The organism is Marinobacterium sp. xm-g-48, assembly GCF_013282925.1.
Classification (GTDB): domain Bacteria; phylum Pseudomonadota; class Gammaproteobacteria; order Pseudomonadales; family Balneatricaceae; genus Marinobacterium_E.
On record NZ_WBYQ01000003.1, the window covers coordinates 47,001 to 70,744 of the forward strand.

Sequence of the window (23,744 nt, forward strand, 5' to 3'; positions counted from 1 at the left end):
TTATGCTATCCACTCAACCTTACGAGATCACACATTGAACCCTCAATACCTTAAATCTGACCTACTCATGCTGCTGGCCTCCCTGTTAGCTGCCATTAGCTGGATATTCTCTAAAGAGGTTCTGCTAGGTCTTGAACCCATTCTATTCATGGGCTGTCGATTTATGTTGGCGGGGCTCCTGATTGCCCTGTTCGCACGCAGTGAGTTGTTACTCTTCACCTTACGTGACCTTTCGCGGGTGACCTTGGTTGGTGTGATATTTGCCGCAGGCCTAGGGTTTTGGATATTAGGCCTGTTCCACGGAACTCATATCGGAATCGGCGCGTTTCTGACCAGTTTAGGTGCCATTTTTGCACCTCTTTTGGCGCCACTATTTGGTGACCAACCCACACGTTTTGCCTGGTTCGCGGTGCCGGTTGCTGTGATCGGTGCTGCTTTTCTCACCTTAACATCTAACTTTGTCTTTGGTTTGGGTGAGTGGTACTACTTAGCGTCAGCAATCTCTTTTGCAATCTACCTAAACATCAATAGTCGCGCCGCCGGTAAAACACCATTAAGAGCACTGACGTCGATTCAACTGCTGACAGCGGGCGCTGTTCTGTTGCCGATCTCATTATTAACCGAAAGCTGGACCATTAACGCCGAGATCTCGATTCTAGGCTGGTTTCTTGCCAGTGTGTTAATTGGGACCAGTCTGCGCTTTTTTGTTCAGACCTACTCACTGAAACTTGGCCCCGCAAGCCGAGGTGCTCTGATCCTGACATTGGAGCCTGTTTGGGTGGCTATCTTAGGTATGATTTGGCTGAAGGAGACGATGTCCGCGTCACAACTACTTGGTTGCACGTTGATTCTGCTCGCGGTTTTCATATCCAGAGCAGACCTATTGTTAAAGGTTTTCTGTAAATCGAAACGACTAAGATCCAATGGGCATTCCGCATCTTAAAATCGATGCACTAAAGGTTTAATACATTTATCTACTTTTTCGCATTAGAGTGATCGATCACCTTTAGGAATTGAGCATTGTGAGCAGCACAGATTCAAACAGACATTTAATCATTGAGCGCAACAAAGTTATCTTTGCTGGCATCTGTTCAATGATCCTGACGGTTGGCATAGCTCGATTCGCTTACACACCTCTGCTACCGCAAATGCTAGAGCAGACAGATCTCTCAAAGTTAGTGGGAGGCTGGTTAGCAACCTACAACTACATCGGCTATTTAGTCGGAGCTATCTTAGCGGCGAATATCAAAGAGCTGTCAGCAAAACTTCATCTCTACCGTTTTTATCTAATTCTTGCGACGGTCACTACGTATGGTACTGGCCTTACAGAGGATCACCTGCTCTGGTCAATACTCAGATTTCTCTCTGGCATCTCCAGTACCGCGGGGCTGCTGCTCGCCTCTGGACTGGTCATAAACTGGTTGCGCGCCAATCATTTCAAGCCACAATTAGGGGTCCATTTCATCGGCATGGGCATCGGTATTGTCTTTACCGGTTTGATCACAGCCCTATTTTCGGCCGATCTAAGCTGGGATCAACAGTGGCAAGACCTTGCATTGATGGGCGCTGTGTTTCTAATTCCAGCTTGGCTTTGGATGCCCTACCCACCTAAATTTGAAGCAGGTACGTCAAATCAAACTGAAGAGCCTGATTCACGGTTTATGAACCTACTGATCGCCACCTATTTCTGTGCCGGTGTTGGTTACGTGATCAGTGCCACGTTCATTATCGATATTTTACAAAACACACCCCAGTTAGCAGGCAAAGGTGGTTGGGTGTGGGTCATCGTGGGGCTTTGTGCGGCGCCGTCGGCACTGATCTGGGACAAGGTAGCTAACCGCATTGGACAGATACAAGCCCTGCAATTGGCCTACATCATTCAAATCATTTCGTTTATCTTGCCGCTTGTGACCGACCAAAGTTTGGCCAGTTTCATTGCCGCCGCTTGTTGGGGAGGCACCTTTGCCGGAATCGTCAGCTTAACGCTGGCCATTGTCGGACGCGCATTCCCCTACAACCCAGCGAAAGCGATGGCAAAACTGACCATCAGCTTTGGGGTTGCTCAGATCGTTGCACCGATTTTTGCCGGTTACGTTGCAGACCTATCTGGCTCCTACCTTGGAGCACTTCTTGGAGCATTGGTTGTGATGATTGCAGGCATGCTGTTCCTGCATAAGATTGGCTATAACCTGAAGTGAATGACCAAATAAAAACGCCAGGCTGCAACTAAGCAGCCTGGCGTTTTTAGCAGATGCGTAAAATTACTCTTTTACATCTTCGTAAGGAAGACCTACATACTGCTCGGCAATAACACGACGACCATTTTCGTAGTTCATGAAGTAGCTGAGCTCAGAATCCATAAAGCGCTGACGCATTTCTGGATCAGTACCTGCATCGCTAACTTCGTCACCAAAGTCGTGAAGCATGTTAGTCATCATCCAGCTGAAACGTTCACCGTGCCAAACGCGGCGCAGTGCGATTTCAGAGTACTGATCAATGTATTTACGATCACCCGTTTCATAAACTTTAGTCAGAATCTTGTATAGCGTTGCCACATCAGAAGCAGCCAGGTTAAGACCTTTAGCGCCTGTTGGCGGTACGATGTGTGCCGCATCACCGACTAGGAAAAGATTGCCGTACTGCATTGGCTCACAAACAAATGAACGGAGCGGTGCAATAGACTTCTCAAGTGCTGGTCCAGTAGTAACATTGTCAGCCGCCTCTTTAGGTAGGCGCTTTTTAAGCTCTTCCCAGAACGCTTCATCAGACCAATCTTCAACCTTGTCAGTCAAAGGTACCTGAATGTAGTAACGTGAACGAGTTGGTGAGCGCTGTGATGCTAGGGCAAAGCCACGCTCTGATTTCGCATAAATAAGCTCATCGTGACATGGAGGCACATCAGCCAGTAGACCTAACCAACCGAATGGGTAGACACGCTCGTGCTCAGTACGTACATCTTCAGGAATCGTTTGACGTGAAACGCCGTGGAAGCCATCACAACCCGCGATGAAGTCACACTCAAGACGGTACTCTTCTCCACCGTGAGTGAATGTCACATAAGGATTATCACTCTTCACATCATGTGGCTGAACATCCGATGCTTCATAGTAAGTATCCAAGCCTTCAGTTGCTTCACGAGCAGCCATTAGGTCTTCAGTAATATCGACCTGACCGTAACAGACAACGACGTCACCGCCTGTCAAACCTTTAAGGTCGATACGATGATTTTCACCATTTACTGCAATGACGACACCTTCATGAACGTGACCACACTTGTCCATGTTTTCAGCAACACCGGCTTCACGGACTAGATCTGCAAAGCCCTGCTCAAGGATACCTGCGCGGATACGACCCAATACGTAATCACCTGTTACACGTTCAAGTATGACGTTAGAGATCCCTTTCTTGTGTAACAGTTGTCCTAACAACAGACCCGAAGGGCCGCCACCAATGATCGCTACTTGTGTCTTCAATGTTTTCATTATTCTGCTCTCGAGATGATTCAAAATCGTTCAAACATAATGGACCGACGGCTCTGCTCCCAACAGGGCCATTAACGATCATTAATAGTACTTTTCCGATCTTAATTAGAGTCGTAGTTATGAGAACTACGGTAGACAGCAGGGGTTTGATCAGTGAGTTTCTTGAAGAAACGCGAGAAGTAGGCAGGATCTTTAAAGCCCAGATCAAAGGCTAACTCTTCGACACTACCACGGGTGAACACCAGACGGCGCTTGGCTTCCAACAGCAATCGCTCTTGCACCATCGCCTTGGCGGTTTTACCCACCTCCTGTTTACAGAGGCGGTTAAGATGATCAGCAGAGATACCGATAAACGACGCATACTGCTCTACCGACAGGTGGTCATAGAGGTGTTGTTCGATCAGTTTTCGGTATCGTATTACCGGTTTGGCGGCTTGAAGTGATGGCGCGCTATCAGCATCAGTGACTAGCAAACGGCGCAGCTGCATCAACGTCGCTCGGGCTAACCATTCCGAGACCAATGAGTGCCCCATATCGACAGAGGCCAGTTCCCGCTCGATCATGCCTAAGTAACCCTGAATCTCCTGAACAATGCGCTCTTGACCGACTAGAGAGATCACCGATGCACCAGCAAACAGGGAACCAAAATAGGGTTCACAACGCTCATAGGACTCGTTGGTCAACAGCGGTTCTGCCAATGTCAGCACGACACCCTCAGTTTCGGGCGAGAATCGAAAGCCATGTACAACACCGGCAGGCAATGAAATCGCAAAGGGGCCTGTCAAAGAGTGATTATGATCATCGATAGTGACGTCAGCCATGCCATCAAAGACAAAAATGATTTGGAACATTCGTCCATGTCGGTGTGGTTGAATAGACCAACCATTATCGCGACTGCGACTGGCTATGTTCTCAACATGCACAAACACCGGATCATCAATATTGGATTCACCGTAGAGCCCAAACTGGGGAATGGGATTCATGCTCGTTGAGGCGGTCATGCTTTTACTGAGCCTCAGCTCGATTCGATAAACGAGTCAGCATATCGACCAGTAGTTCGCGCTCTGAATCTTGTAACGGCTCATAGAAGGCCTCTTCGTTAGCCTGCACCTTCTTCTCTGCCGCTTGGTACCACTCGTTGCCATGCTCAGTCATTCTGAGCGCATAGGATCGTCTGTCATTCTCGGCAGCACAACGCTCTAGCAGATTCATTTTTTCTAGCTTATCGATCGCTGCGACCATAGCCGAACGGTCAGTACCAAGGGTATTCGCCACTGCGGTCTGCGTCAGGCCAGGGTTGCGGTAAACAATTTCCAACACTGAAAACAGACCTGGACTGATGCCTAACTCAGCACAACCTTTGGAAAACCCATTAAAGGCAGCAAGCTGAGCACGACGCAGGTGGTAACCTAGGGAGCTCCCCAATAGGCCAAGATCCACATCTAATTCATTTTTACGTTTTGAACGACTCGCCATTCTTTACCCTTAACACTAATACAGCAGCTATAAAGCACTTAAAAAGATAGGGATATTGTAAACACACTTTGTACTTAAATTAAAATTGTTTAGTTACTAAACAGTTTTAGACCAAAGCATATTGCTGAGCCCTTTAATTGTTTATATGATAAACAAATATCAGACAGACACTGTGCTTCATAGCACCCAAACAAAATGAGGCTTCTTATGAGCAACTACACTTACATCCAGTTCACTGTTGAAGACGGCATCGGCCACCTACACCTTAACCGTCCTGAGAAGAAAAACGCGATCAACGACGAACTGTGTCTTGAGATCGAACAGGTATTTATCACCATGCCTGAAGATGTACGTGTCGTGATTTTCTCGGGTGCTGGCCCAGAGTTCTGTTCAGGTCTTGATCTTGCGGAACACAAAGCACGCCAAGGCCTAGATGTTGTTAAGCACTCAAACATGTGGCACCGCACCTTTGGACATATTCAAAACTCAGGCCTTCCAGTAATTGCCGCTATGCAGGGTGCTGTTATCGGTGGTGGCCTTGAGCTAGCAACCTGTGCACACGTTCGTGTTTCTGAAAAAGGCACTTACTACCGCCTACCAGAAGGCCGCCACGGTATCTTCGTGGGTGGTGGTGCATCACGTAACGTTGCACGCGTTATCGGTGCCGGCCGCATGACTGAGATGATGCTAACGGGTCGTGATGTCGACGCTGAGGAGGGCTACCGCCTAGGCCTATCACACTACGTTGTTGAAAATGGCCAGTCACTGGAGAAAGCAAAAGAGCTAGCAGCACACATTGCCACCAACTCACCCTACTCAAACTGGGCTATGACAACAGGCCTTCGTCACATCGACAGCATGTCTCATGACGACGGCATGTACACTGAGTCTCTACTTTGCGGTATTACACAGACTCACCCAGACGTTGTTGCTCGTCTAGAGAAATTCCTAAACCGTAAAAAACAGCCACAGCAGTAAGCGGCCGGAGTTCACTATGCAGATTGCAGATAAACTATTTCTAGTGACTGGCGCTGGCTCAGGCCTTGGTGAAGCAGTGGCACGTCGTCTAAGTGCGATGGGTGGCAAGGTATGTATCGCAGATATCAATGAAGCAGGCGGCAACCGTGTTGCAGCCGATTTGGGCGACTCGGCGATCTTTTGTAAAACTGACGTCTCTGATGAAGCTTCTGTAAGCGCGTGTATTGAAGCAGCAACAGCTAAGTTTGGTGCACTCTCAGGGGTTGTTCACTGTGCTGGTGTTGGCGGTGCTAAACGTCTGGTTGGCCGTGATGGCCCACACGACCTTGCGAGCTTCCAGCGCATTGTAAACATCAACCTAGTCGGTACATTCAACATTGCACGTTTGGCTGCGAACGTCATGCAGAACAACGAACCAGGTGATTCTGGCGAGCGCGGTGTGATTGTCAACACGGCATCGGTTGCTGCATTTGATGGTCAGATTGGTCAGGCGGCTTACTCTGCATCTAAAGCCGGTGTAGCAGCAATGACACTACCACTAGCGCGTGAACTAGCGAAACTTGGCATCCGCATCATGACGGTTGCTCCAGGTCTATTCCGCACACCGCTGATGGACGAACTACCTGAAGAGGTTCAGGCAGCGCTTGGGGCATCTGTACCTTTCCCTTCACGTCTTGGTAATCCAGATGAGTTTGCAATGCTTGCACAGCAGATCATCGAAAACCAGATGTTAAACGGTGAAGTGATCCGCCTTGATGGTGCGATCCGCATGGCCGCCAAATAATCATTAAGCAGAGGTAAGTTAACGATGAGTGACTATCAAGCTCCGCTAAAAGAGATGCAGTTTTTGGTTCAGAACGCTGTTGAAAATACCGGTCTGAACGCCAATGAAGCTTTGGCTGATTTCGATGCCGATACTGTGGCAGCCATTCTAGAAGCGGCCAGTGAACTGGCTGGAAAATCGCTTTCGCCAATGAATGCTGTGGGTGACAACGAAGGTTGTCGCTTTGAAGATGGCAAAGTCTTCACACCTACCGGTTGGAAAGAGGCGTTCGATCAGTTCGCAGCAGACGGCTGGATGGGCCTAGCCCTACCTATGGATTTCGGTGGTCAGGAGCTGCCTAAATTCATCGCGCAGCCTGTTAACGAGATGTGGCATAGCGCTAACCTTTCGTTTGTCATGTTCCACGCAGTCATTCAGGGCTGTAGTGAAATCCTAATGAAGTTCGGCACGGAAGAGCAGAAAGCGCGTTACATCGAGAAGTTCATCACCGGCGAATGGACTGCTGCCATGGCTTTAACTGAGCCTAGCGCTGGTACTGACTTGGGTGAGCTCAAAACCAAAGCGATTCCTCAGGATAACGGCCAATACCTAATTAAAGGTCAAAAGATCTACATCACCTACGGTGAGCACGACATGACTGAGAACAAGGTTCACTTTGTTCTAGCTCGCACACCGGATGCTCCTGAAGGTAGCCGTGGCATCTCTCTATTTGCTGTACCCACTTACCGTATTAATGACGATGGTTCACTGGGTGAATTTAACGACGTTGTCTGTACCGGCATCGAACACAAAACCGGTCTACACGGTAGCCCGACCTGTTCAATGAGCTACGGTGACAAGGACAACTGTTTCGGCGAATTAGTCGGTCCAGAGAACAAAGGCTTGATGGCAATGTTCATTCTGATGAACGAAGCTCGCCTATCTGTCGGTGTACAGGGTGTAGCTCTTTCTCAAATCGCATATCAGCAGGCGTGTGAATATGCACTTGAACGTCCACAGGGTCGTCACTTTGCTACTGGTGAGCGTCGCGTAGCCATCGCACAGCACCCCGATGTTGCGCGTATGCTAATGACCATGAAGTCATTTGCGACTGGTCAGCGCGCGTTAGGTTACCTAATCGCAGCACTGTTTGATCAATCAGAACACGCAACGGACGAAGCTGAAAAAGCTGCAGCAGAGTCGCGTATTGCACTACTCACTCCAATCTTTAAAGCCTTCGCGACCGAACAGGCCAACCTAATGACCGGTACCGGCATTCAGGTATTTGGCGGCATGGGCTTTGTTGAAGAGACGGGCGTTGCACAGTTTATGCGTGATGCTCGCATCACGACCATTTACGAAGGTACTACCGGTGTTCAAGGTAGCGACTTGCTGTTCCGTAAGATTCGTATGGATAAGGGTGTAGCACTGACTCAGTTACTTGAAGAGATCGATGCTGTCGCTAATGAGCTCACTGCAAACACGGATCTTGCCAAACTGGGCCAGGACCTTACCGCAGCAACCGCAGCCGTTCGTGACACCCTCCCTGCCCTGATGGCTGAAGAGGCTGATCTACTGCAACTGAATGCTGGCGCAGTCCCAATGCTGGATGCACTGGGCTTCTTACTGACAGCATGGCAACTTGGCGAGATTGCATTGAAAGCAACTGCTGAACAGAGCAACGATCCAGAGTTCTTTGGCAACATGATCGCGCTAGCCAAGTTCTACAATGCGCACCAGTTACCTCAGGTGTATGCAAAAGTGGCTAACTTCAATTCCGCAGCTGACGGAATTGCGGACTACAAATTTGATGCTTAACGCTTAGATGCATTAGGCATCAGGAGATAAAAATGACTGCAGAATTTCATTCAGTAAATATCAACGACTTCGGCGTGACGATTGAGAACGCTGCCGAAGGCGTGCAATACGTCACCAGTGCAGAGCCATTGGCTGACTACCCAGTTAAGCTAACCGATAAACTGGTTCACTGGGCTAAAGAGACCCCAGACACTGTACTGATCAGCCAGCGCGGTGAAAATGGTGAGTGGGAATCACTCACCTTCGCACAGACACTTGAGCGTGTACGTTCAATTGCCAGCTGGATGCTGTCGCAAAACCTGAGCAACGATCGCCCAGTGGTTATCCTGTCAGGCAACTCGACAGAACACCTATTGGTTGCTCTAGCGTCGATGTACATCGGTGTACCTTTCTCACCCATCTCGACTGCATATTCGTTAATCTCGAGCGACTACGGCAAACTGCGTCACGTCTTTGACACACTGACACCGGGTCTTATCTTTACCGATAACCTAGGTCCTTACCGTGATGCCATTGACGCGGTTAACATCGATAAAGCACCAGTACTGACCTGTTCAGCAGACCACGCAACGGATGGCTTAAGCTATGATGTGACCCACCTTGACCTGGCGCTCAATTGCGAAGCTTCAGCAGAAGCTGACGCAACACACGCCGCTCTAACTGGTGATGCGATCGCAAAGTTCTTATGGACTTCCGGTTCAACCGGCATGCCAAAAGCGGTGATCAACACTCAGCAGATGATCTGTGCAAACCAAGAGATGGTGCGTTCGGTCTACGCATTCCTGAAAGATGAGAAGCCCGTTATTCTTGATTGGCTACCATGGAACCACACCTTTGGTGGTAACCAGAACATCGGTATGGCGATCTACAACGGTGGTACTTTCTATATTGATGAAGGTAAACCGGTACCGAAGATGATTCACCACACTATGGAGAACCTCAAAGAGATTTCGCCAACCATCTACTTCAATGTGCCTAAAGGCTACGAGTTGATGGCGAAAGAGCTAAAAGCGAACCCTGAAATCGCTAAATCGCTGTTCAAAAACTTGAAGATGTTCTTCTTCGCCGGTGCTGGCCTAGCTCAGCACGTCTGGGATCAGCTTGACGAGCTTTCGGTTGAACACACTGGTAAGAAAGTACCTATGGTGACAGGTCTTGGCGCCACTGAGACGGCACCGTCTGTCTTGTTCGCATCCGTTGAAGAGTCTGCATCAGGCGTTGTTGGCAGCCCAGCACCCGGCATCACGCTTAAGCTCATCCCTAACGGTGACAAAACAGAAATCCGCGTGAAAGCGGTTACCATCACCCCTGGATACTGGCGTAACGAAGAGCAGACTAAGAAAGCGTTCGATGAAGAGGGCTTCTACTGTCTAGGCGATGCGGTTAAATGGATCGACGCGAACGAACCTAACCGCGGCCTTCTGTTTGATGGCCGTGTCTCTGAAGACTTTAAACTCGATACCGGGACTTGGGTCAGCGTAGGCACACTGCGTGCATCACTGATTCACCACTTTGCTCCTTATGTGCAAGATGCCGTAATCTGTGGCCGTGACCGTGGTTACATTGCTGCGATGATCTTCCCAGATTGGGCGCACCTGCAAGCACTGGTGCCGGGTGGCAAAGAGATGGACAACGAGACATTGGTTGCTCAACCACACGTCAAAGAGGTGATGGCAGAACGTCTTGAACAGATGGCGGGCACCAGTACCGGTAGTTCAACACGCGTTAAACGCATCACAGTACTGTCTGAACTGCCATCGATCGACGGCAACGAGATCACAGACAAGGGCTCGATCAACCAGCGCGCTGTCATGGCTCGCCGTGCTGATATAATGGAATCACTATACGTTGAGTCATCTGATGACCACGTGATCTCACTTTAAGGGGATAGAGAATGATTAATCTAGACGAAATCATCGCCATCGACTTCCACACACACGCGGAAGAGCCCTGCTCTTGTGATCGTGATGACGGCTACTTTGAGTTCCAAGAAGCGTTCGCGAAGTACTTCAAGAACCCAGCTGGCCACAACATGATGCCATCACCCGATGAGACTGCGGCTTACTTCCGTGAGCGCAAGATCGCATCGGTTATCTTCCCAGTAGACGCAGAACGCAACACCGGCTTCAAGCGTTACGAAAACGAAGAAGTAGCGCGCATCTGTGCTGAGAACGATGACATCCTTATCCCGTTCGCCTCTATTGACCCTGCTAAAGGCCGCTTAGGTGCTCGCGAAGCGCGTCGTCTTGTTCGTGAGTTTGGTGTGAAAGGCTTCAAATTCCACCCAACCATGCAGGGCTTCTACCCGAACGATCGCTCGGCGTACGTTCTATACGAAGCGATCGCTGAAGAGGGTGCTATCGCCCTATTCCACACTGGTCAAACCGGTGTAGGTGCGGGTGCTCCAGGCGGCATGAACATGCGTCTTAAGTACTCTCAGCCAATCTACCTAGATGACGTCGCTGCGGACTTCCCAGACATGACCATCGTTATGGCACACCCAGCCTTCCCATGGCAGGAAGAGCAGCTGTCAGTACTGACACACAAGCCAAACGTCTACATGGATCTATCTGGTTGGTCTCCGAAGTACTTCTCACCAATCCTGCTGCAGTACATGAACAGTATGCTTAAGAAGAAGATGCTGTTTGGTTCTGACTGGCCTGTCATCACACCTGATCGCTGGATTGCTGACTTCGAAAAACTCGACGTTAAAGAGGAGGTAAAACCTCTGATCATGAAAGAGAACGCTGCACGCATTCTCGGTTTGAAATAACCTTTCAAACTGACAAAAACGGGCCTCTAGGGCCCGTTTTTTATTGTCTGAACTCACTTACTGCACTGCTTATTTGTCATACTCAATCAAGAAGGCTTGGAGTTTAGCAAGTTCGATCGGTTTAGAGATCACGATATCAGCGCCGGCCTCTAACATAAGATCGGTCTCTGCGCCGATGGTGGCTGCCGTCAGACCGACAATGGGGCCAGTATAGCCTCTCTCACGCAGCCCTTTCACTAGACCGTAGCCATCCAGTTCCGGCATAAAGATATCAGACAACACCAGATCAAAAGCACCCTCGGCATAGGCTTCAAGTGCCTGTTGGCCATCGCTGTTAACAACCACACTAGCGCCCTGCTTTTTCAACATCTTGGCGGTTAGCATCTGGATGACGTTATTATCCTCTGCCATCAAGACTCGCTTACCCTCCAGTGGATTATCGATCGGCTCTGGAGTTTCACTAGTCTGTTTGGATAGTTTGACCACTAACTCGATCACAAATTCAGCGCCGCCCTGTTCAGAGGTTTCATAATGAAGATCCCCGCCCATCAAAGACACTATCTCTTTGCAGACAAACAGACCCAAGCCGGTTCCCTCTGCGTTAGTGTCACCGCGTTGATATGCCTCAAACAGGGTATCTATTTTAGAGTCAGCAATACCCTTACCGTTATCAGAGATTCGAATCGTCAGCGCTCTGGTGTGATCCCCTTTTAATTCGCTACTGGCATGGAGGTGAACCTTATCCCCACCCGAGTGAATGATGGCGTTTTTAATGAGGTTCGCGGTGACCTGTCTGAGTAACGAAGACTGAATATGAACTGAGTCACTGGTTAAACTCGATAAATTCGCGGTAAGTTCGACACCCGATCGCTCTGCAAGACCCGACAGGTTTGCAACCTGAGCCGTGAGAATTTCATCTATCACAACATCTTTAAATGCGGCTTGCGCCATACGTTCCGGCTGAGCCACTGCACGCAAAGTATCGATTACACCCAACAGATGCTCAATATTGCTACCGACAAGAGCATTATCCAGTGTCTCTCCCTCTTCAAGATCATCGAGCATCATCTGCAGACTGGCGGCGGGGGTACGCAATTCGTGGCCGATTACGGCGTACATCTGGGCCTGGCGATCCTGCTGCTGGGCGAGCTTGGACATTGCAGCTTCAGCTTGCTCACGGGCCTCTACCTCGTCCGTAACATCCACTGAGGCCCCCACATAAAATGGACGCCCCTGACGACGCTCAAGCTTCTCGAAGATACGAATTTTATGGACTGAGCCATCGCTAAAGATATGGTCAACCGTCGATGTTGCAAAGTATCCTTCAGGTGCAGTCTTGCCCCGCTCAATATGCTCAAGCGTGCTGGCTCTTGATTCCTCAGCGAGATTATCAAGCATTACCTCTTGGGAGATCTCACCTAGCTCCGGATCAACCCCAAAACGTTCGCACAATACCGAGTTCGCATGCATAACCCCTTTTTCAAGATCAAACTCATAGAGACCAATCTTGCCTTGCTCGGTAGTCAGCTTAAGCTGCTCCGCCTGCTTCTCTGCTTGCTGCCGAGCTCTTACAGCTTCAGTGATCTCTACCGAAGCACCCAGCGCATGCAACCGGCCACGGAGCATCTGTGTTGTCGCCGTAATGCGCACATAGATCAACTCACCATCGTGTTTGTAGTAAGGGTGTTCAAAGGTAGTCACACCACCCAGGCCCACTTCGATAGCGCGCTGCACATTTGCTTCGAACTCTGCTCTAGACTCAACCGGAATACTTGAGACAATCTCAGCCATCGGAAACGCCGGTGCATCGGCAGGCAGTCCGGCGCGTTGTTTCAGAAGTGCATTGCCGTCTATCAGACCGCGCTCAAGATCCACCTCGAAGTAGGCGACCTCGCCACTCATCGCTAGCAGGTTTAGCTGCTCCGCCTGTTTCTCTGCTTGCTCCTTGGCTTGCACCTCATCAGTTATATCCAGCGACAGCCCCAAGAAACTTGCGCGACCATTCACCTCCCGCTTTATGCGAGAAACGCGCATGTAATGGAGGTCTCCGTTAGCGAAGTAAAACGGATGCACAAAAACTTGCAGCTCGCCATCAGGCGAACCAACTAAGGCTTGTCGTTGGGTTAAAAACTGAGCGCGAAGCTCTTCTGTTTGGTGGGCATAGAAAAGCTCTAAGTCACGTTCTGACTCTGAGTGCTCAACGGCTAAACGCTTAGAAACCTCAGGATTACACTTAAAGGTATGGGTATCAGGGAAAATTTCGATAAGACCAACGCCACCTGCTCCCGAAACGAGCTCTATCTGGCCGCCTAAATCTTTAGCCTTTTCGAGGGCATTCTTCTCTTCTGTGATATTAATAGAGACACCGACGAACTTAAGTCGCCCTTCACGCATCATGTTCACACCGGTGATGCGGTAGTGATATTCCTTTCCATCTAACAGACCGGTCATAGCGTTAGTAAAATTAACCACAGTACCTACAGACTTCTGAGAGAACTCTGCGATCATTGATTGCGAAACCTTCCAACTCCAGGTTGGGAAAAGATGTGCATAGTCGTCCAACGGGAATGGTCCGTCGCCAACGGTTCGACCAAAACGTGACTGAATAGTGGCATCACCGTCCAGTTGCCCTAATTCGTAATCAAACTCCATAAATCCGATATCCGCTTCGGACGATACGACCTGTTGACGCTCCATCTCCTCTGCAAGTACCTCGCCTTGTTGGCTATGGTATTGAATCAGCGTGAAGATAATCTCCAGCCCAATCGCAGTCGTACCGGTAAAGGTGACAAACTGCAGTGCTACACGAATCGGCGTCAGATCAAACAGCAAAACCGCCACCACACCGACTAAGATATTCATAGCCGCTAAGGCTAAATAGCCGCCTAATCGATTGAGCATCAAAGCAACAATCAGCGAGATAATAATGGTGTAGGTATACCCAATGGTCGGGTTAGCGTAACGCAGTGTGGCAACCGCTCCTGCAATGAACAGTACGATAACCGTGACAAGCAGGCGTTGTTTATAGCCCATCGGCACGGCAGGAATCGCAGCTAAAATCAGAGATAGAACGAGAAGCGTCTGTACCATGACTGGGACAAAAGCAGCATCATCAATTAGAGCGCCATAAAGACTCAACGCTAACGAGGGCAAAGAGAGCAAGGCCATTAAGAACGCCGCTTTCAGTGCTAACTTTTCAAAAATCTCTTGTTGTGTGACCATAGTTCTGAATTAATCAATTACATCTAATTATTTATTTGCGTTGCAATTTGCAAAAATTTAGAGTGGATTAGCAAAATTGCAACACTGATATCTATCCAATGGGGCTAAAATAGCTCTATAAAGCCCAACACAATAGTTAAGCAATATTTAGGCCAACTTACTCTCTGCAAGAACTTTTCTGGTTAAACAACATCAACCCAAGTACTAGCGCAACAATCGGGAAGATCACCAAATTTAGTACCTGCCAGCTGGTCGAGTTGAGAAGCAAACCGGACATAAACGAGCCGATCGCCACAATTGAGAAGATCAAAAAGTCGTTCAAGCCTTGGGCAACGCTTTTATCCTCTTCTGAAACACTCTGCGCCACCAAGGCCGTTGCGCCAATGAAGCCAAAGTTCCAACCGATGCCCAGCAGAATCAGCGATCCCCAGAAGTGGGTCAGCTCCAAGCCAAACAGAGCGATCAAACCAGAGAGCGCAATGAGTAGAAGTCCTATGGCTGTGATACGCGCTTTGCCATACTCAGCCATTAATTTCCCGGTAAAGAAGCTTGGCGCGAACATCGCCAATACGTGCCACTGAATACCCAGTGCTGCTTGATGTACCTCGTGACCGTGCGAGACCATGGCGATCGGTGCAGCTGTCATTACAAAGGCCATTAAGCCATAGGAGACCACACCGGCAGCAACCGCTGTGAGATAGGCTGGGCGTTTAAGCAGAGCCAGCGCTTCTAGCTTTGAGCCACCCGACTTCGCTTTAGAGGCGGACTCCACCGGTTTAAGCTGAGTCAGTAGTACAATGGCCAACACACCCAGCACGGACATCGACAGGAAGCTACCAGCATATTGCGCCTCTAGTGCACCTTCGGTCCAGACAACGACCTGTGGACCAATAATCGCAGCGGCTAGACCACCAATCATAACGCGTGATATCGCCTTACCCTGCTCTTCACTCGCCACCCCTTCGGTAATGGCAAATCGGTAGCTCTGAACATGCGCTGCGTAGAAACCCGCCAAGAAGGTGCCGCTACAGAACCAGATAAACGACTGGTTGATGATCGACGTCCCTGCCACAATTCCTGCCAATACGCAGACCATGGCGGCAAACAGATAAGCGGCTTTTCGACCGAACTGACGCACCATAAAGGCAGCCGGCAAAGTACTGAGCGCAACCCCTAAATTGAACAGAAACACCGGCATGGTGATCAGGTCTTGCGGTGCATTAAGAGAGAGACTGACCAGGCCACCTAAAGAGATGATGATCGGCGGGGTTGAAGCCCCTAGCGCTTGCGCAACGGGGTAGAGTTTTACATTGGTTGAGGCAGAAGACATAAGATTTCCTTAAAAGCACTAGTGCTGTGTGCGATAACAGGCTAAGTTCTCATATAGGGATTAGTGTTACAAGAAGGATTCACCGCCCATGGCACGTATTAAAATTGATATGCCCGATAACTACCTATTTTCGACGGTAATGGATGTTCGTATAAGCGATATCAACTACGCAAACCATCTAAGTAACGACAGTGTGCTGAGTTTTGTACACGAGTCACGTACCCGTTTTTTGCGACAGTACGGGTATACAGAGTTGGACGTGGAGGGGTTAGGCATCATCATGACCGACAGCGCCATTGTCTACAAAGCGGAAGGCTTCCATGGTGACCAAATTCAGATCGACATCACGGTCGGGGACTTCAACAAGTATGGCTGCGACATCTTCTATCTGATGACTAACAGAGCCACAGCCGTTGAGATAGCCCACGTAAAAACTGGCATCGTCTTCTTTAATTATGACGCACGCAAAGTGGTGACGTTGCCAGAGCAGTTCCGTGCCAACCTGATGAAAGAGGCTTAGCCATGCAGTTAATGCTCTCACATACCTCGCCCTATGCACGGGCGGTGCGCATCGCGATCATGCTTAAAGGGCTAGACTCAGAGTGCAGCATGGTTTGGGTTGATCCCGCATCAAACACTCCTGAACTGGTTCAGGCCAACCCCAGTGTCAAAGTCCCCACGCTGATTCTGGATGATGGCACTACCCTGACCGAAACCCTGCTGATCATGCAGTACTTGGAGCGCCACGCACCCAACCCTCCGCTTTTTCCCAATGCTCAAGCCATTCAAGAGATGTCGCTGGCAGGCAGAGCCATCGGTTTACTCGATGCAACCGTCTGGATGATGCTCTTTAACAAATCACTGGCGACTGACGAGAACCGTAACAGCGTACTACCTACTCGTCGCTTACGAGCCATTGAACGCCTGTTAGATGAGCTCGCTGAACACCCGCCAAGAGTCGTTGGAGCCACGCCTGGAATGGGCCAGATACTATTACTGTGTGCGCTTGAATACTTAGAGTTTCGCTTTCCAGAAATGAACGCGACCGAAAGAGCGAAACTGGTAGAGTGGTGTAAGCCGTTAAAAGCATCTGAGCCGTTTCATCTGACCGAGTTTTATTGACGGTGTCAGCGAGCTCCCAAGGTCTTGGTGACTGGCTTCAGCCTGTCATCCGCTCACTACAAACAGTGAATCTCTAGAAAAGGCTGCAACAGCAGATGACAGGCTAAAGCCAGTCACTTTCCTGCTGTTTACTCATCCGGTGGATATTCGTAGCTGTGTGCCAGGTTCTCGAAACGGGTGTACTTACCGATAAAGGCTAATCGAGTAGTACCGATCGGGCCGTTACGCTGCTTACCAATGATGATTTCTGCAACGCCTTTCTCGGGTGAATCTTCGTTGTAAACCTCATCACGGTAGATGAACATGATGACGTCGGCATCCTGCTCGATCGCGCCCGATTCACGAAGGTCGGAGTTCACTGGGCGTTTATTTGGGCGCTGCTCTAGGGAACGGTTAAGCTGCGACAGTGCCACCACTGGACAGTTCATCTCTTTCGCTAGCGCCTTCAACGAGCGAGAGATCTCAGAGATCTCGGCAGTTCGCCCTTCACTCTTACCGGTCTTAATCTGCATCAACTGCAGGTAGTCGACCATAATCATGCCGATTTCACCATGCTCACGCACAATACGACGGGCACGGGTTCGCATCTCGTTGGGGCTGATACCCGGCTGATCATCAATATACAAGGGTTTGTTCTTCAGCATGTTGACGGCCGCAGTCAGCTTTGGCCAATCATCATCTTCCAACTGACCGTTACGTACACGCGTCTGGTTGATACGACCAAGCGATGACAACATACGTGTCATCAACTGAGCGGCAGGCATCTCGAGGCTGAAGACTAGAACCGGTTTATCGTCCCCCATCAGGGCGTTTTCCACCAGGTTCATAGCGAAGGTGGTGTTATGGACACAAATATCTTCAGCGACAAAGTTGTGTAGTTCAGGGACGGTTAAATCATAAACCTGATCATTTCCAACATAATCGATCGAAACTATCTCATCCCAATATAGATCAGAACTAGAGAGACTCATCAGATAGCTATCATCAAAGAGCTCTGCATAAAAACGAGCTTTTTGGCGACTTAACGAACGCTTACTTACACCCTGTAAATGTGGATTAAATCCATTCGGACACTCTAACCCTTTCTGTGCAAATAGATCTGGCCAGCTCTGCTCGCCTTTCAGTTCAAGGATATAGTCGTTGACTGAATCCGGCAGTGCATCTCGGTTTGTGTGAGATCTTTTTAATGACAACTCAGCTTTGGCTTTTGCAAGACGATCCTCTTTACCAATCATTCCTATCTGAGTGATAAAGGTTTCTATCGATTCGCGCGAAATCAGCTCAACTTCGAACTGGTCACGCTTGTGGTGCGTCTTAGTTCTTAGCTTGGCAACTATTCCAAAACGCAAAAGCAAATGTTGGATATCACTCGCTAGGGATTCACTGGCACTGCTGTAACTAATCCGAATCTGCCCAGTTGAACTGAATGAGACTCCACCATCACATGCAAAAATACGATTTAGGAAGAGCTTCAAATGACTTTTTGGCAAGCTAAAAACTGCTTCTGGAATAACCTTTTCATGCGCTAAACAACCCCAAACACCCTGCTCTTTCAAGAACACTGTCACCGGGTTAATTAACGTTGAACTAGACTCATAAACCTCATGAGTCTCCTGTTGAAATTCGCTTCCAAAAAAATCACAAAGGGACTGGTAACCTAATGGATTTGGCACAGAAACGGCATTACGCCAGGCACTAATTGTCGACGGCTGGAGTGATAATCTATTGGCTAACGACTTACCTGAGAGTCCAAACCTTTGCATCGCGTTTTCTAAATATGCTGCAAATCTAACTCTCATTAGATTGGTATTTTCAGAGCGCCCAGAAACACGGTAGCTTGGCGCACGATGATCGTAACTCGTACGAGTCACCTTAACCGAATTAAACTGTTCAACGGCCTGTTTAAAGTCAGCAACAATGGTTTTATTTACATTAGTAAAGATGGGGTTAGTTTGCGTGGTACCGCCATCGCTTAAGAAATAAGCCAGTGCTTTAACTTGATACTCTGGCAAGGGTGTCGAGCCAAAAATTGGCAGCACCCTTGGCACACCAATTTTTTCACCAGTGGAAATATCGGCTAGTTTCTTCCACCCTTTACCCGTTAAAAATGGGTGAGTTAACGTTGTTTTAATCGATCGACCGAGTGCGGTTTTGACTTCAAATACAGGTTTAACGCCATCATCCACAAACTGTGAAGCACGGGCCTCCACTAACTTAAACTGATCATTAACTGCAGTAACTGAACCATATTGTTCGGCAACCATCTCATCGATCGTTAATCGTGAACCCGTTTTAGGATCGACTAATCGTGAACCTGAAACAATGCATTTACCCATCGATGGCCTTGCGGCGACGATGATCAGATCTGACGGCTGGAGACCACCGGTGCGTTCGTTCAGGTCGTCAAAGCCAGTGGTTAGACCGGTCAGTGCATCGCCATTACTGAACAGCTCATCAATACGTTCAACGGCCGCTTTAAGCAGTGGGTTAACCGATTGAGGGCCACTCTGGTTGGGACGGTTCTCTGCAATCTGAAAGATCTTAGATTCCGCCTCATTCAACACCTCATCGGCCGAACGACCATCAGGGAAGAAGGAGGAGTCTGAGATCTCTGTTGAGACCGAAATCATCTGACGCAGCAAGGCACGATCGCGGACGATCTCTGAGTAGGCTCGAATGTTGGATGTACTTGGCGTGTTGCGCGCAAGATCAACTAGATACTCTAGCCCGCCAGCACGTTCCAGCTCGCCGGTACGGTCCAGCTCTTCAGAAAGCGTCACCACATCGATTGGACGACCTTGATCGATCAACTTCTGCATGGTGCGGAACATCATGCGATGCCCACCGGTGTAGAAGTGCTGTTCCAGACAGACTTCCGACACAACGTCCCATGCGTTGTTGTCCAACATCAAGCCACCCAGCACCGACTGTTCCGCCTCTATCGAGTGAGGGGGTACTTTGGCCTGTGTGAGATCGTCGTCTTGGAAATCGAGCATGGTCTAATTACTGCAGAAATAAAATGATTAGAGCAAGTAACTATACCTGTTTAGGCATAAAAAAACCGCGCCGAAGCGCGGTTTTTTTTAAGAAAGCGTCTGATTACTCAGCAGCGATCTTAAGGTTCACTGTAGCAGATACTTCTGCGTGTAGTTGAACAACGATTTCGTATTCGCCAATGTTACGTAGAACACCGTTTGGAAGACGAACTTCGCTCTTCTCTACTTCAGCACCAGCCGCAGTGATCGCTTCTGCGATGTCACGTGCGCCGATAGAGCCGAACAGTTTACCTTCATCACCAGCAGTAGCTGTGATAGTTACTTCTTTGCCTTCTAGAGCTTCACCGCGTGCAGTCGCAGCAGCAAGTGCTTCAGCAGCAGCCGCTTCTAGTTCAGCACGACGCTCTTCGAAGCGTGCAACGTTGGCAGCAGTTGCAGAAACTGCTTTACCTTGTGGGATCAGGTAGTTACGACCAAAGCCAGCTTTAACGTTAACTTTATCGCCTAGTGCACCTAGTTTACCGATCTTCTCGAGGAGGATAACTTCCATCTCTCAAACCTCATTTAGGCTGCAGGTATACCTGCAGTAAAAAATTAAACAATCACCCAAAGATAGCTATAGAGCTATCAATCACTATTAACGGTCGTGACCGTCAGTGTATGGAAGAAGTGCTACGTAGCGAGCGCGCTTGATAGCAGTAGCTAGCTGACGCTGGTACTTAGCTTTAGTACCAGTGATACGGCTAGGTACGATCTTGCCAGTTTCAGTGATGTAACCTTTTAGGACGTCTAGATCTTTGTAATCGATCTCAGTAACGCCTTCTGCAGTGAAACGACAGAACTTACGACGACGGAAAAAACGTGCCATCTGAATATCTCCTACTTAAATTATTCTTCAGAAGCTGCTGCTGGAGCAGTTTCTTCAGTTTTAGCTGGCGCTGGACGCTCTTCGCGACGAGGCTTACGCTCTTCACGTGCTTCAGCAGCTTTGATTGGAGATGGCTCTGTGATCGCTTCTTTAGTGCGAATAACCATGTTACGTAGCACAGCATCGTTGTAGCGGAACAAGTTTTCTAGCTCGTCCATTACAGCTTGAGTAGCTTCGATGTTCATAAGAACGTAGTGTGCTTTGTGTACATTGTTAATTGAGTAAGCCAATTGACGACGACCCCAGTCTTCTAGACGGTGGATCTTGCCGTTATCGCCTTCGATCAGAGTCGTGTAACGCTCGATCATTGCAGGCACTTGCTCGCTCTGGTTCGGGTGAACCATGAACAGTACTTCGTAGTGACGCATTGTAGCTCCTTACGGTTTATTAGCCTTTGGATCGTCAGTGACCGGCCCCTTTACAGCCGATCTTTCCAAAAGCAAGGAGGTTGATATAAAAAAGGACGCGTGATCATACTGATCTGCGCGCCCTTTTGCAAGTCCAGTGCGGGATTATACGTCGTTGATCTCCACGCTGTGAGTAATCTCGACTCCACCGCCTTCCAACATCTTAGAGACTGAACAGTACTGCTCTGCCGATAAACGAGCCGCGCGCTCAACCGCGGCCGGTTTAAGATTGTGGCCAGTGACCTTAAAGGTCAGATGGATCTTAGTGAAGACAGCAGGCACAGCGTCTGCTCGCTCTGCATCAATGGAGGCAACACAGCTCACCACATCTTGGCGCGCTTTTTTCAGAATGCTCATGACATCAACACTGGCACAGCCACCTAAGCCAACCAGGATGTATTCCATTGGACGCGGCCCAGTCTCTAAATCACGATCAATATGTGCTTCAAACTTAGAGTCGGTAATCGCTTTAAAACGCTCTTCCCCTTCCCAGCTCACTTCAACATGCATAATAAAATCCTTTTATTTAAACAGCTCAGCCAGACGTTCACCCGGCACGTCGGCACGCATAAATGCCTCACCCACCAAGAAGGCGTTTACCTGATGCTGACGCATTAGCGCCACATCGTCGGGCCCTAAAATACCACTCTCGGTGACTACAATACGATCATCAGGAATGTCCGCCAACAGCTGTATGGTGGCATCTAAGCTAACGTCAAAGGTGTGCAAGTTACGGTTATTAATACCCACTAGGGTGTTGCCCAGCGGCAGAGAACGGAGCAGCTCGTCACGATCGTGCACTTCGATTAGCACATCCATACCCAGCGATATAGCTAGGTCGTTGAGCTCTTTCATTTTGGCATCATCCAGCGCCGAGACGATCAGCAGTATACAATCCGCACCCATGGCACGCGCTTCATAGACCTGGTACTCATCGACAATAAAGTCTTTGCGAATGACCGGTAGCGAACAGGCTGCACGAGCCTGCTGTAGGTACTCAGTAGCCCCCTGAAAGAAATCAACATCGGTCAATACCGACAGACAACTTGCTCCGCCGACGGCATAAGATTGCGCGATATCAGCTGGGTGGAACTGTTCACGTAGCACCCCTTTACTGGGGCTCGCTTTTTTAATCTCAGCAATGACGGCCGAGCGACCTTCTGCCAATGCATTTCGCATCGATTTCACGAAACCGCGCGGATCAGTGGCACCGCCTCGGTTCGCTTCAATTTGAGCTTTCAGATCAGTGATAGAGACCTGCTCTGAACGCTCGGCAATCTCTTCAAATTTACGATCAATAATTCGGGTTAGTACCGTTGGGATATTTGACATTAGGCTTCCTTAAACGCCTGACTGAAACGAGCCAGCTCTTCCATTTTCGCTAACGCCGCACCGGATGCGATCGTCTCGACCGCCAACTGGACACCCGCTTTAAGTGATTCAACCTTGTCTGCCGCGTAGAGTGCAGCACCCGCATTCAGCGCTACCATATCGGCTGCTTTAGGGTTGGCACCACTCATCGCTGCTCGAATCAGAGCAAGACTTTCGTTCGCATCAGCCACCTGCAAACCTTCTAAGGTTTGCGCCTCTAAACCGGCGCTTTCAGCGGTAATTTCATACTCAGTCACTTCACCGTTTTTCAGCTCTGCCACCTGCGTTGTGGTCGCAAGCGAGATCTCATCCAGACCATCATTAGAGTGAACGACCAAAGCGTGCACGGCACCCAAGCTGCGCAAAGCCTCAGCCATAGGACGACATAGAGACTCATCAAACACACCCATGAGGTAGTGCTTGGCACCCGCTGGGTTGGTCAGAGGACCCAAAACATTAAACAGCGTGCGCATCGCCAACTCACGACGAGGACCGATGGCATGCTTCATCGCACTGTGATGCTGAGGCGCAAACATAAAGCCGACTCCCACCTCATCAATACAGCGAGCCACCTGCTCTGGGTTCAGCGCCAAGTGAATCCCCGCCGCCTCAAGAAGATCTGCAGCACCTGATTTTGAAGAGACCGAACGATTACCATGCTTTGCTACAGTACCGCCCGCAGCTGCGACAACAAACGAGGTCGCAGAAGAGACATTAAACAGGTTTGAACCATCACCGCCTGTACCGACAATATCCACCGCTTGAGGGTCTGTGACGCTCACCGGCACTGCTAGAGAGCGCATAACATCGGCTGCTGCGGTAATCTCTTCTACCGTTTCGCCTTTAATGCGAAGCGCTGTTAGAAAAGCACCAATCTGTGCGTCGGTCGCCTCACCTGTCATGATCTGGCGCATAGCCGCGGTCATCTCATCACGCGATAGGTGATGCCCCGCAACAACTAAGGCTAATGCCTCTTTAATATCCATGGTATTTCCTTTCTTCGTGCTCGCAGCGCACGCGCAACTGTTATAACAATCACTGTTATCTTTTGGTGATGCTGTACGATGCCCAATCCCAA

Annotated in this window: 21 protein-coding genes; 9 read left to right on the forward strand and 12 right to left on the reverse strand. The window is 49.3% G+C overall.

From position 1 onward, the window contains the following. The first annotated feature begins 34 nt into the window (after positions 1–34). Positions 35–943 (forward strand): DMT family transporter, encoded by a 909-nt coding sequence (locus XMG48_RS06270; RefSeq protein WP_173481217.1) that lies wholly within the window; start codon positions 35–37, stop codon positions 941–943. Between the two features lie 79 nt (positions 944–1,022). Continuing rightward, positions 1,023–2,198: a YbfB/YjiJ family MFS transporter gene (locus XMG48_RS06275; protein ID WP_371731454.1), complete on the forward strand. Its 1,176-nt coding sequence runs from the start codon at positions 1,023–1,025 to the stop codon at positions 2,196–2,198. Positions 2,199–2,261: 63 nt separating this feature from the next. Here the strand turns inward: XMG48_RS06275 and pobA are convergent, their stop codons facing one another. From pobA to XMG48_RS06290, 3 genes are all read right to left on the reverse strand, one after another. Next, positions 2,262–3,473 (reverse strand): 4-hydroxybenzoate 3-monooxygenase, encoded by a 1,212-nt coding sequence (gene pobA, locus XMG48_RS06280; protein ID WP_217362084.1) that lies wholly within the window; start codon positions 3,471–3,473, stop codon positions 2,262–2,264. Positions 3,474–3,583: 110 nt separating this feature from the next. Beyond that, on the reverse strand, positions 3,584–4,483 hold the full coding sequence (locus XMG48_RS06285) for a helix-turn-helix domain-containing protein (protein WP_173481219.1): 900 nt from the start codon (positions 4,481–4,483) through the stop codon (positions 3,584–3,586). A gap of 4 nt (positions 4,484–4,487) precedes the next feature. Next, on the reverse strand, positions 4,488–4,958 hold the full coding sequence (locus tag XMG48_RS06290) for a MarR family winged helix-turn-helix transcriptional regulator (RefSeq protein ID WP_173481220.1): 471 nt from the start codon (positions 4,956–4,958) through the stop codon (positions 4,488–4,490). Between the two features lie 207 nt (positions 4,959–5,165). Between XMG48_RS06290 and XMG48_RS06295 the strand changes: the two genes are divergently transcribed. From XMG48_RS06295 to XMG48_RS06315, 5 genes are read left to right on the forward strand one after another with little or no spacing between them, the layout of a single operon-like run. Continuing rightward, a complete protein-coding gene (locus tag XMG48_RS06295; RefSeq protein ID WP_173481221.1) occupies positions 5,166–5,936 on the forward strand; it encodes a crotonase/enoyl-CoA hydratase family protein in 771 nt (256 codons plus the stop codon). 16 nt (positions 5,937–5,952) lie between these two features. Continuing rightward, positions 5,953–6,720, forward strand: coding sequence for a 3-hydroxyacyl-CoA dehydrogenase (locus XMG48_RS06300; protein ID WP_173481222.1), 768 nt, complete (start codon positions 5,953–5,955; stop codon positions 6,718–6,720). Positions 6,721–6,744: 24 nt separating this feature from the next. Further along, positions 6,745–8,517, forward strand: coding sequence for an acyl-CoA dehydrogenase (locus XMG48_RS06305; protein ID WP_173481223.1), 1,773 nt, complete (start codon positions 6,745–6,747; stop codon positions 8,515–8,517). 32 nt (positions 8,518–8,549) lie between these two features. Next, positions 8,550–10,400: a feruloyl-CoA synthase gene (locus XMG48_RS06310; protein WP_173481224.1), complete on the forward strand. Its 1,851-nt coding sequence runs from the start codon at positions 8,550–8,552 to the stop codon at positions 10,398–10,400. Between the two features lie 11 nt (positions 10,401–10,411). Then, positions 10,412–11,290, forward strand: coding sequence for an amidohydrolase family protein (locus XMG48_RS06315; protein ID WP_173481225.1), 879 nt, complete (start codon positions 10,412–10,414; stop codon positions 11,288–11,290). A 69-nt stretch (positions 11,291–11,359) separates the two neighbouring features. Here XMG48_RS06315 and XMG48_RS06320 read toward each other — a convergent pair whose 3' ends face one another. Both XMG48_RS06320 and XMG48_RS06325 read right to left on the reverse strand, forming a co-directional pair. Next, positions 11,360–14,512, reverse strand: coding sequence for a PAS domain-containing sensor histidine kinase (locus XMG48_RS06320; protein WP_173481226.1), 3,153 nt, complete (start codon positions 14,510–14,512; stop codon positions 11,360–11,362). Between the two features lie 157 nt (positions 14,513–14,669). Beyond that, positions 14,670–15,842, reverse strand: a complete 1,173-nt coding sequence (locus XMG48_RS06325; RefSeq protein ID WP_173481227.1) for an MFS transporter — start codon at positions 15,840–15,842, stop codon at positions 14,670–14,672. A gap of 88 nt (positions 15,843–15,930) precedes the next feature. Between XMG48_RS06325 and XMG48_RS06330 the strand changes: the two genes are divergently transcribed. Next, positions 15,931–16,362 carry a thioesterase family protein gene (locus XMG48_RS06330; RefSeq protein ID WP_173481228.1) on the forward strand — a complete coding sequence of 144 codons (432 nt, stop codon included), beginning with the start codon at positions 15,931–15,933 and terminating at the stop codon, positions 16,360–16,362. 2 nt (positions 16,363–16,364) lie between these two features. Next, the gene (locus XMG48_RS06335) at positions 16,365–16,964 is read left to right on the forward strand and encodes a glutathione S-transferase family protein (RefSeq protein ID WP_173481229.1); all 600 of its coding nucleotides are present in this window, start codon (positions 16,365–16,367) and stop codon (positions 16,962–16,964) included. A 128-nt stretch (positions 16,965–17,092) separates the two neighbouring features. Here the strand turns inward: XMG48_RS06335 and dnaB are convergent, their stop codons facing one another. The 7 genes from dnaB to trpD all read right to left on the reverse strand — a co-directional run bounded on the left by dnaB (position 17,093) and on the right by trpD (position 23,652). After that, entirely contained in the window at positions 17,093–19,960 is a 2,868-nt protein-coding gene (gene dnaB / locus XMG48_RS06340; RefSeq protein WP_173481230.1) for a replicative DNA helicase, read from the reverse strand. Between the two features lie 103 nt (positions 19,961–20,063). Further along, complete coding sequence (rplI, locus tag XMG48_RS06345) at positions 20,064–20,510, reverse strand: 50S ribosomal protein L9 (RefSeq protein ID WP_173481231.1); 447 nt, start codon at positions 20,508–20,510, stop codon at positions 20,064–20,066. Between the two features lie 87 nt (positions 20,511–20,597). After that, the gene (gene rpsR, locus XMG48_RS06350; protein ID WP_173481232.1) at positions 20,598–20,828 is read right to left on the reverse strand and encodes a 30S ribosomal protein S18; all 231 of its coding nucleotides are present in this window, start codon (positions 20,826–20,828) and stop codon (positions 20,598–20,600) included. A 20-nt stretch (positions 20,829–20,848) separates the two neighbouring features. After that, positions 20,849–21,256 carry a 30S ribosomal protein S6 gene (gene rpsF / locus XMG48_RS06355; protein ID WP_173481233.1) on the reverse strand — a complete coding sequence of 136 codons (408 nt, stop codon included), beginning with the start codon at positions 21,254–21,256 and terminating at the stop codon, positions 20,849–20,851. A gap of 144 nt (positions 21,257–21,400) precedes the next feature. Further along, positions 21,401–21,805 carry an OsmC family protein gene (locus tag XMG48_RS06360; RefSeq protein ID WP_173481234.1) on the reverse strand — a complete coding sequence of 135 codons (405 nt, stop codon included), beginning with the start codon at positions 21,803–21,805 and terminating at the stop codon, positions 21,401–21,403. A 12-nt stretch (positions 21,806–21,817) separates the two neighbouring features. After that, complete coding sequence (gene trpC / locus XMG48_RS06365) at positions 21,818–22,627, reverse strand: indole-3-glycerol phosphate synthase TrpC (protein WP_173481235.1); 810 nt, start codon at positions 22,625–22,627, stop codon at positions 21,818–21,820. Then, positions 22,627–23,652 (reverse strand): anthranilate phosphoribosyltransferase, encoded by a 1,026-nt coding sequence (gene trpD, locus XMG48_RS06370; protein ID WP_173481236.1) that lies wholly within the window; start codon positions 23,650–23,652, stop codon positions 22,627–22,629. Before trpD ends, trpC begins: the two co-directional genes overlap by 1 nt. Between the last annotated feature and the right edge of the window lie 92 nt (positions 23,653–23,744).

What these genes read in the sequence shown, in the direction of transcription:
- XMG48_RS06285 (WP_173481219.1), bottom strand. Translation starts at nt 4,483, where the DNA reads ATGACCGCCTCAACGAGCATGAATCCCATTCCCCAGTTTGGGCTCTAC.
- XMG48_RS06290 (WP_173481220.1), bottom strand. Translation starts at nt 4,958, where the DNA reads ATGGCGAGTCGTTCAAAACGTAAAAATGAATTAGATGTGGATCTTGGC.
- XMG48_RS06295 (WP_173481221.1), top strand. Translation starts at nt 5,166, where the DNA reads ATGAGCAACTACACTTACATCCAGTTCACTGTTGAAGACGGCATCGGC.
- XMG48_RS06300 (WP_173481222.1), top strand. Translation starts at nt 5,953, where the DNA reads ATGCAGATTGCAGATAAACTATTTCTAGTGACTGGCGCTGGCTCAGGC.
- XMG48_RS06305 (WP_173481223.1), top strand. Translation starts at nt 6,745, where the DNA reads ATGAGTGACTATCAAGCTCCGCTAAAAGAGATGCAGTTTTTGGTTCAG.
- XMG48_RS06310 (WP_173481224.1), top strand. Translation starts at nt 8,550, where the DNA reads ATGACTGCAGAATTTCATTCAGTAAATATCAACGACTTCGGCGTGACG.
- XMG48_RS06315 (WP_173481225.1), top strand. Translation starts at nt 10,412, where the DNA reads ATGATTAATCTAGACGAAATCATCGCCATCGACTTCCACACACACGCG.
- XMG48_RS06320 (WP_173481226.1), bottom strand. Translation starts at nt 14,512, where the DNA reads ATGGTCACACAACAAGAGATTTTTGAAAAGTTAGCACTGAAAGCGGCG.
- XMG48_RS06325 (WP_173481227.1), bottom strand. Translation starts at nt 15,842, where the DNA reads ATGTCTTCTGCCTCAACCAATGTAAAACTCTACCCCGTTGCGCAAGCG.
- XMG48_RS06330 (WP_173481228.1), top strand. Translation starts at nt 15,931, where the DNA reads ATGGCACGTATTAAAATTGATATGCCCGATAACTACCTATTTTCGACG.
- XMG48_RS06335 (WP_173481229.1), top strand. Translation starts at nt 16,365, where the DNA reads ATGCAGTTAATGCTCTCACATACCTCGCCCTATGCACGGGCGGTGCGC.
- dnaB (WP_173481230.1), bottom strand. Translation starts at nt 19,960, where the DNA reads ATGCTCGATTTCCAAGACGACGATCTCACACAGGCCAAAGTACCCCCT.
- rplI (WP_173481231.1), bottom strand. Translation starts at nt 20,510, where the DNA reads ATGGAAGTTATCCTCCTCGAGAAGATCGGTAAACTAGGTGCACTAGGC.
- rpsR (WP_173481232.1), bottom strand. Translation starts at nt 20,828, where the DNA reads ATGGCACGTTTTTTCCGTCGTCGTAAGTTCTGTCGTTTCACTGCAGAA.
- rpsF (WP_173481233.1), bottom strand. Translation starts at nt 21,256, where the DNA reads ATGCGTCACTACGAAGTACTGTTCATGGTTCACCCGAACCAGAGCGAG.
- XMG48_RS06360 (WP_173481234.1), bottom strand. Translation starts at nt 21,805, where the DNA reads ATGCATGTTGAAGTGAGCTGGGAAGGGGAAGAGCGTTTTAAAGCGATT.
- trpC (WP_173481235.1), bottom strand. Translation starts at nt 22,627, where the DNA reads ATGTCAAATATCCCAACGGTACTAACCCGAATTATTGATCGTAAATTT.
- trpD (WP_173481236.1), bottom strand. Translation starts at nt 23,652, where the DNA reads ATGGATATTAAAGAGGCATTAGCCTTAGTTGTTGCGGGGCATCACCTA.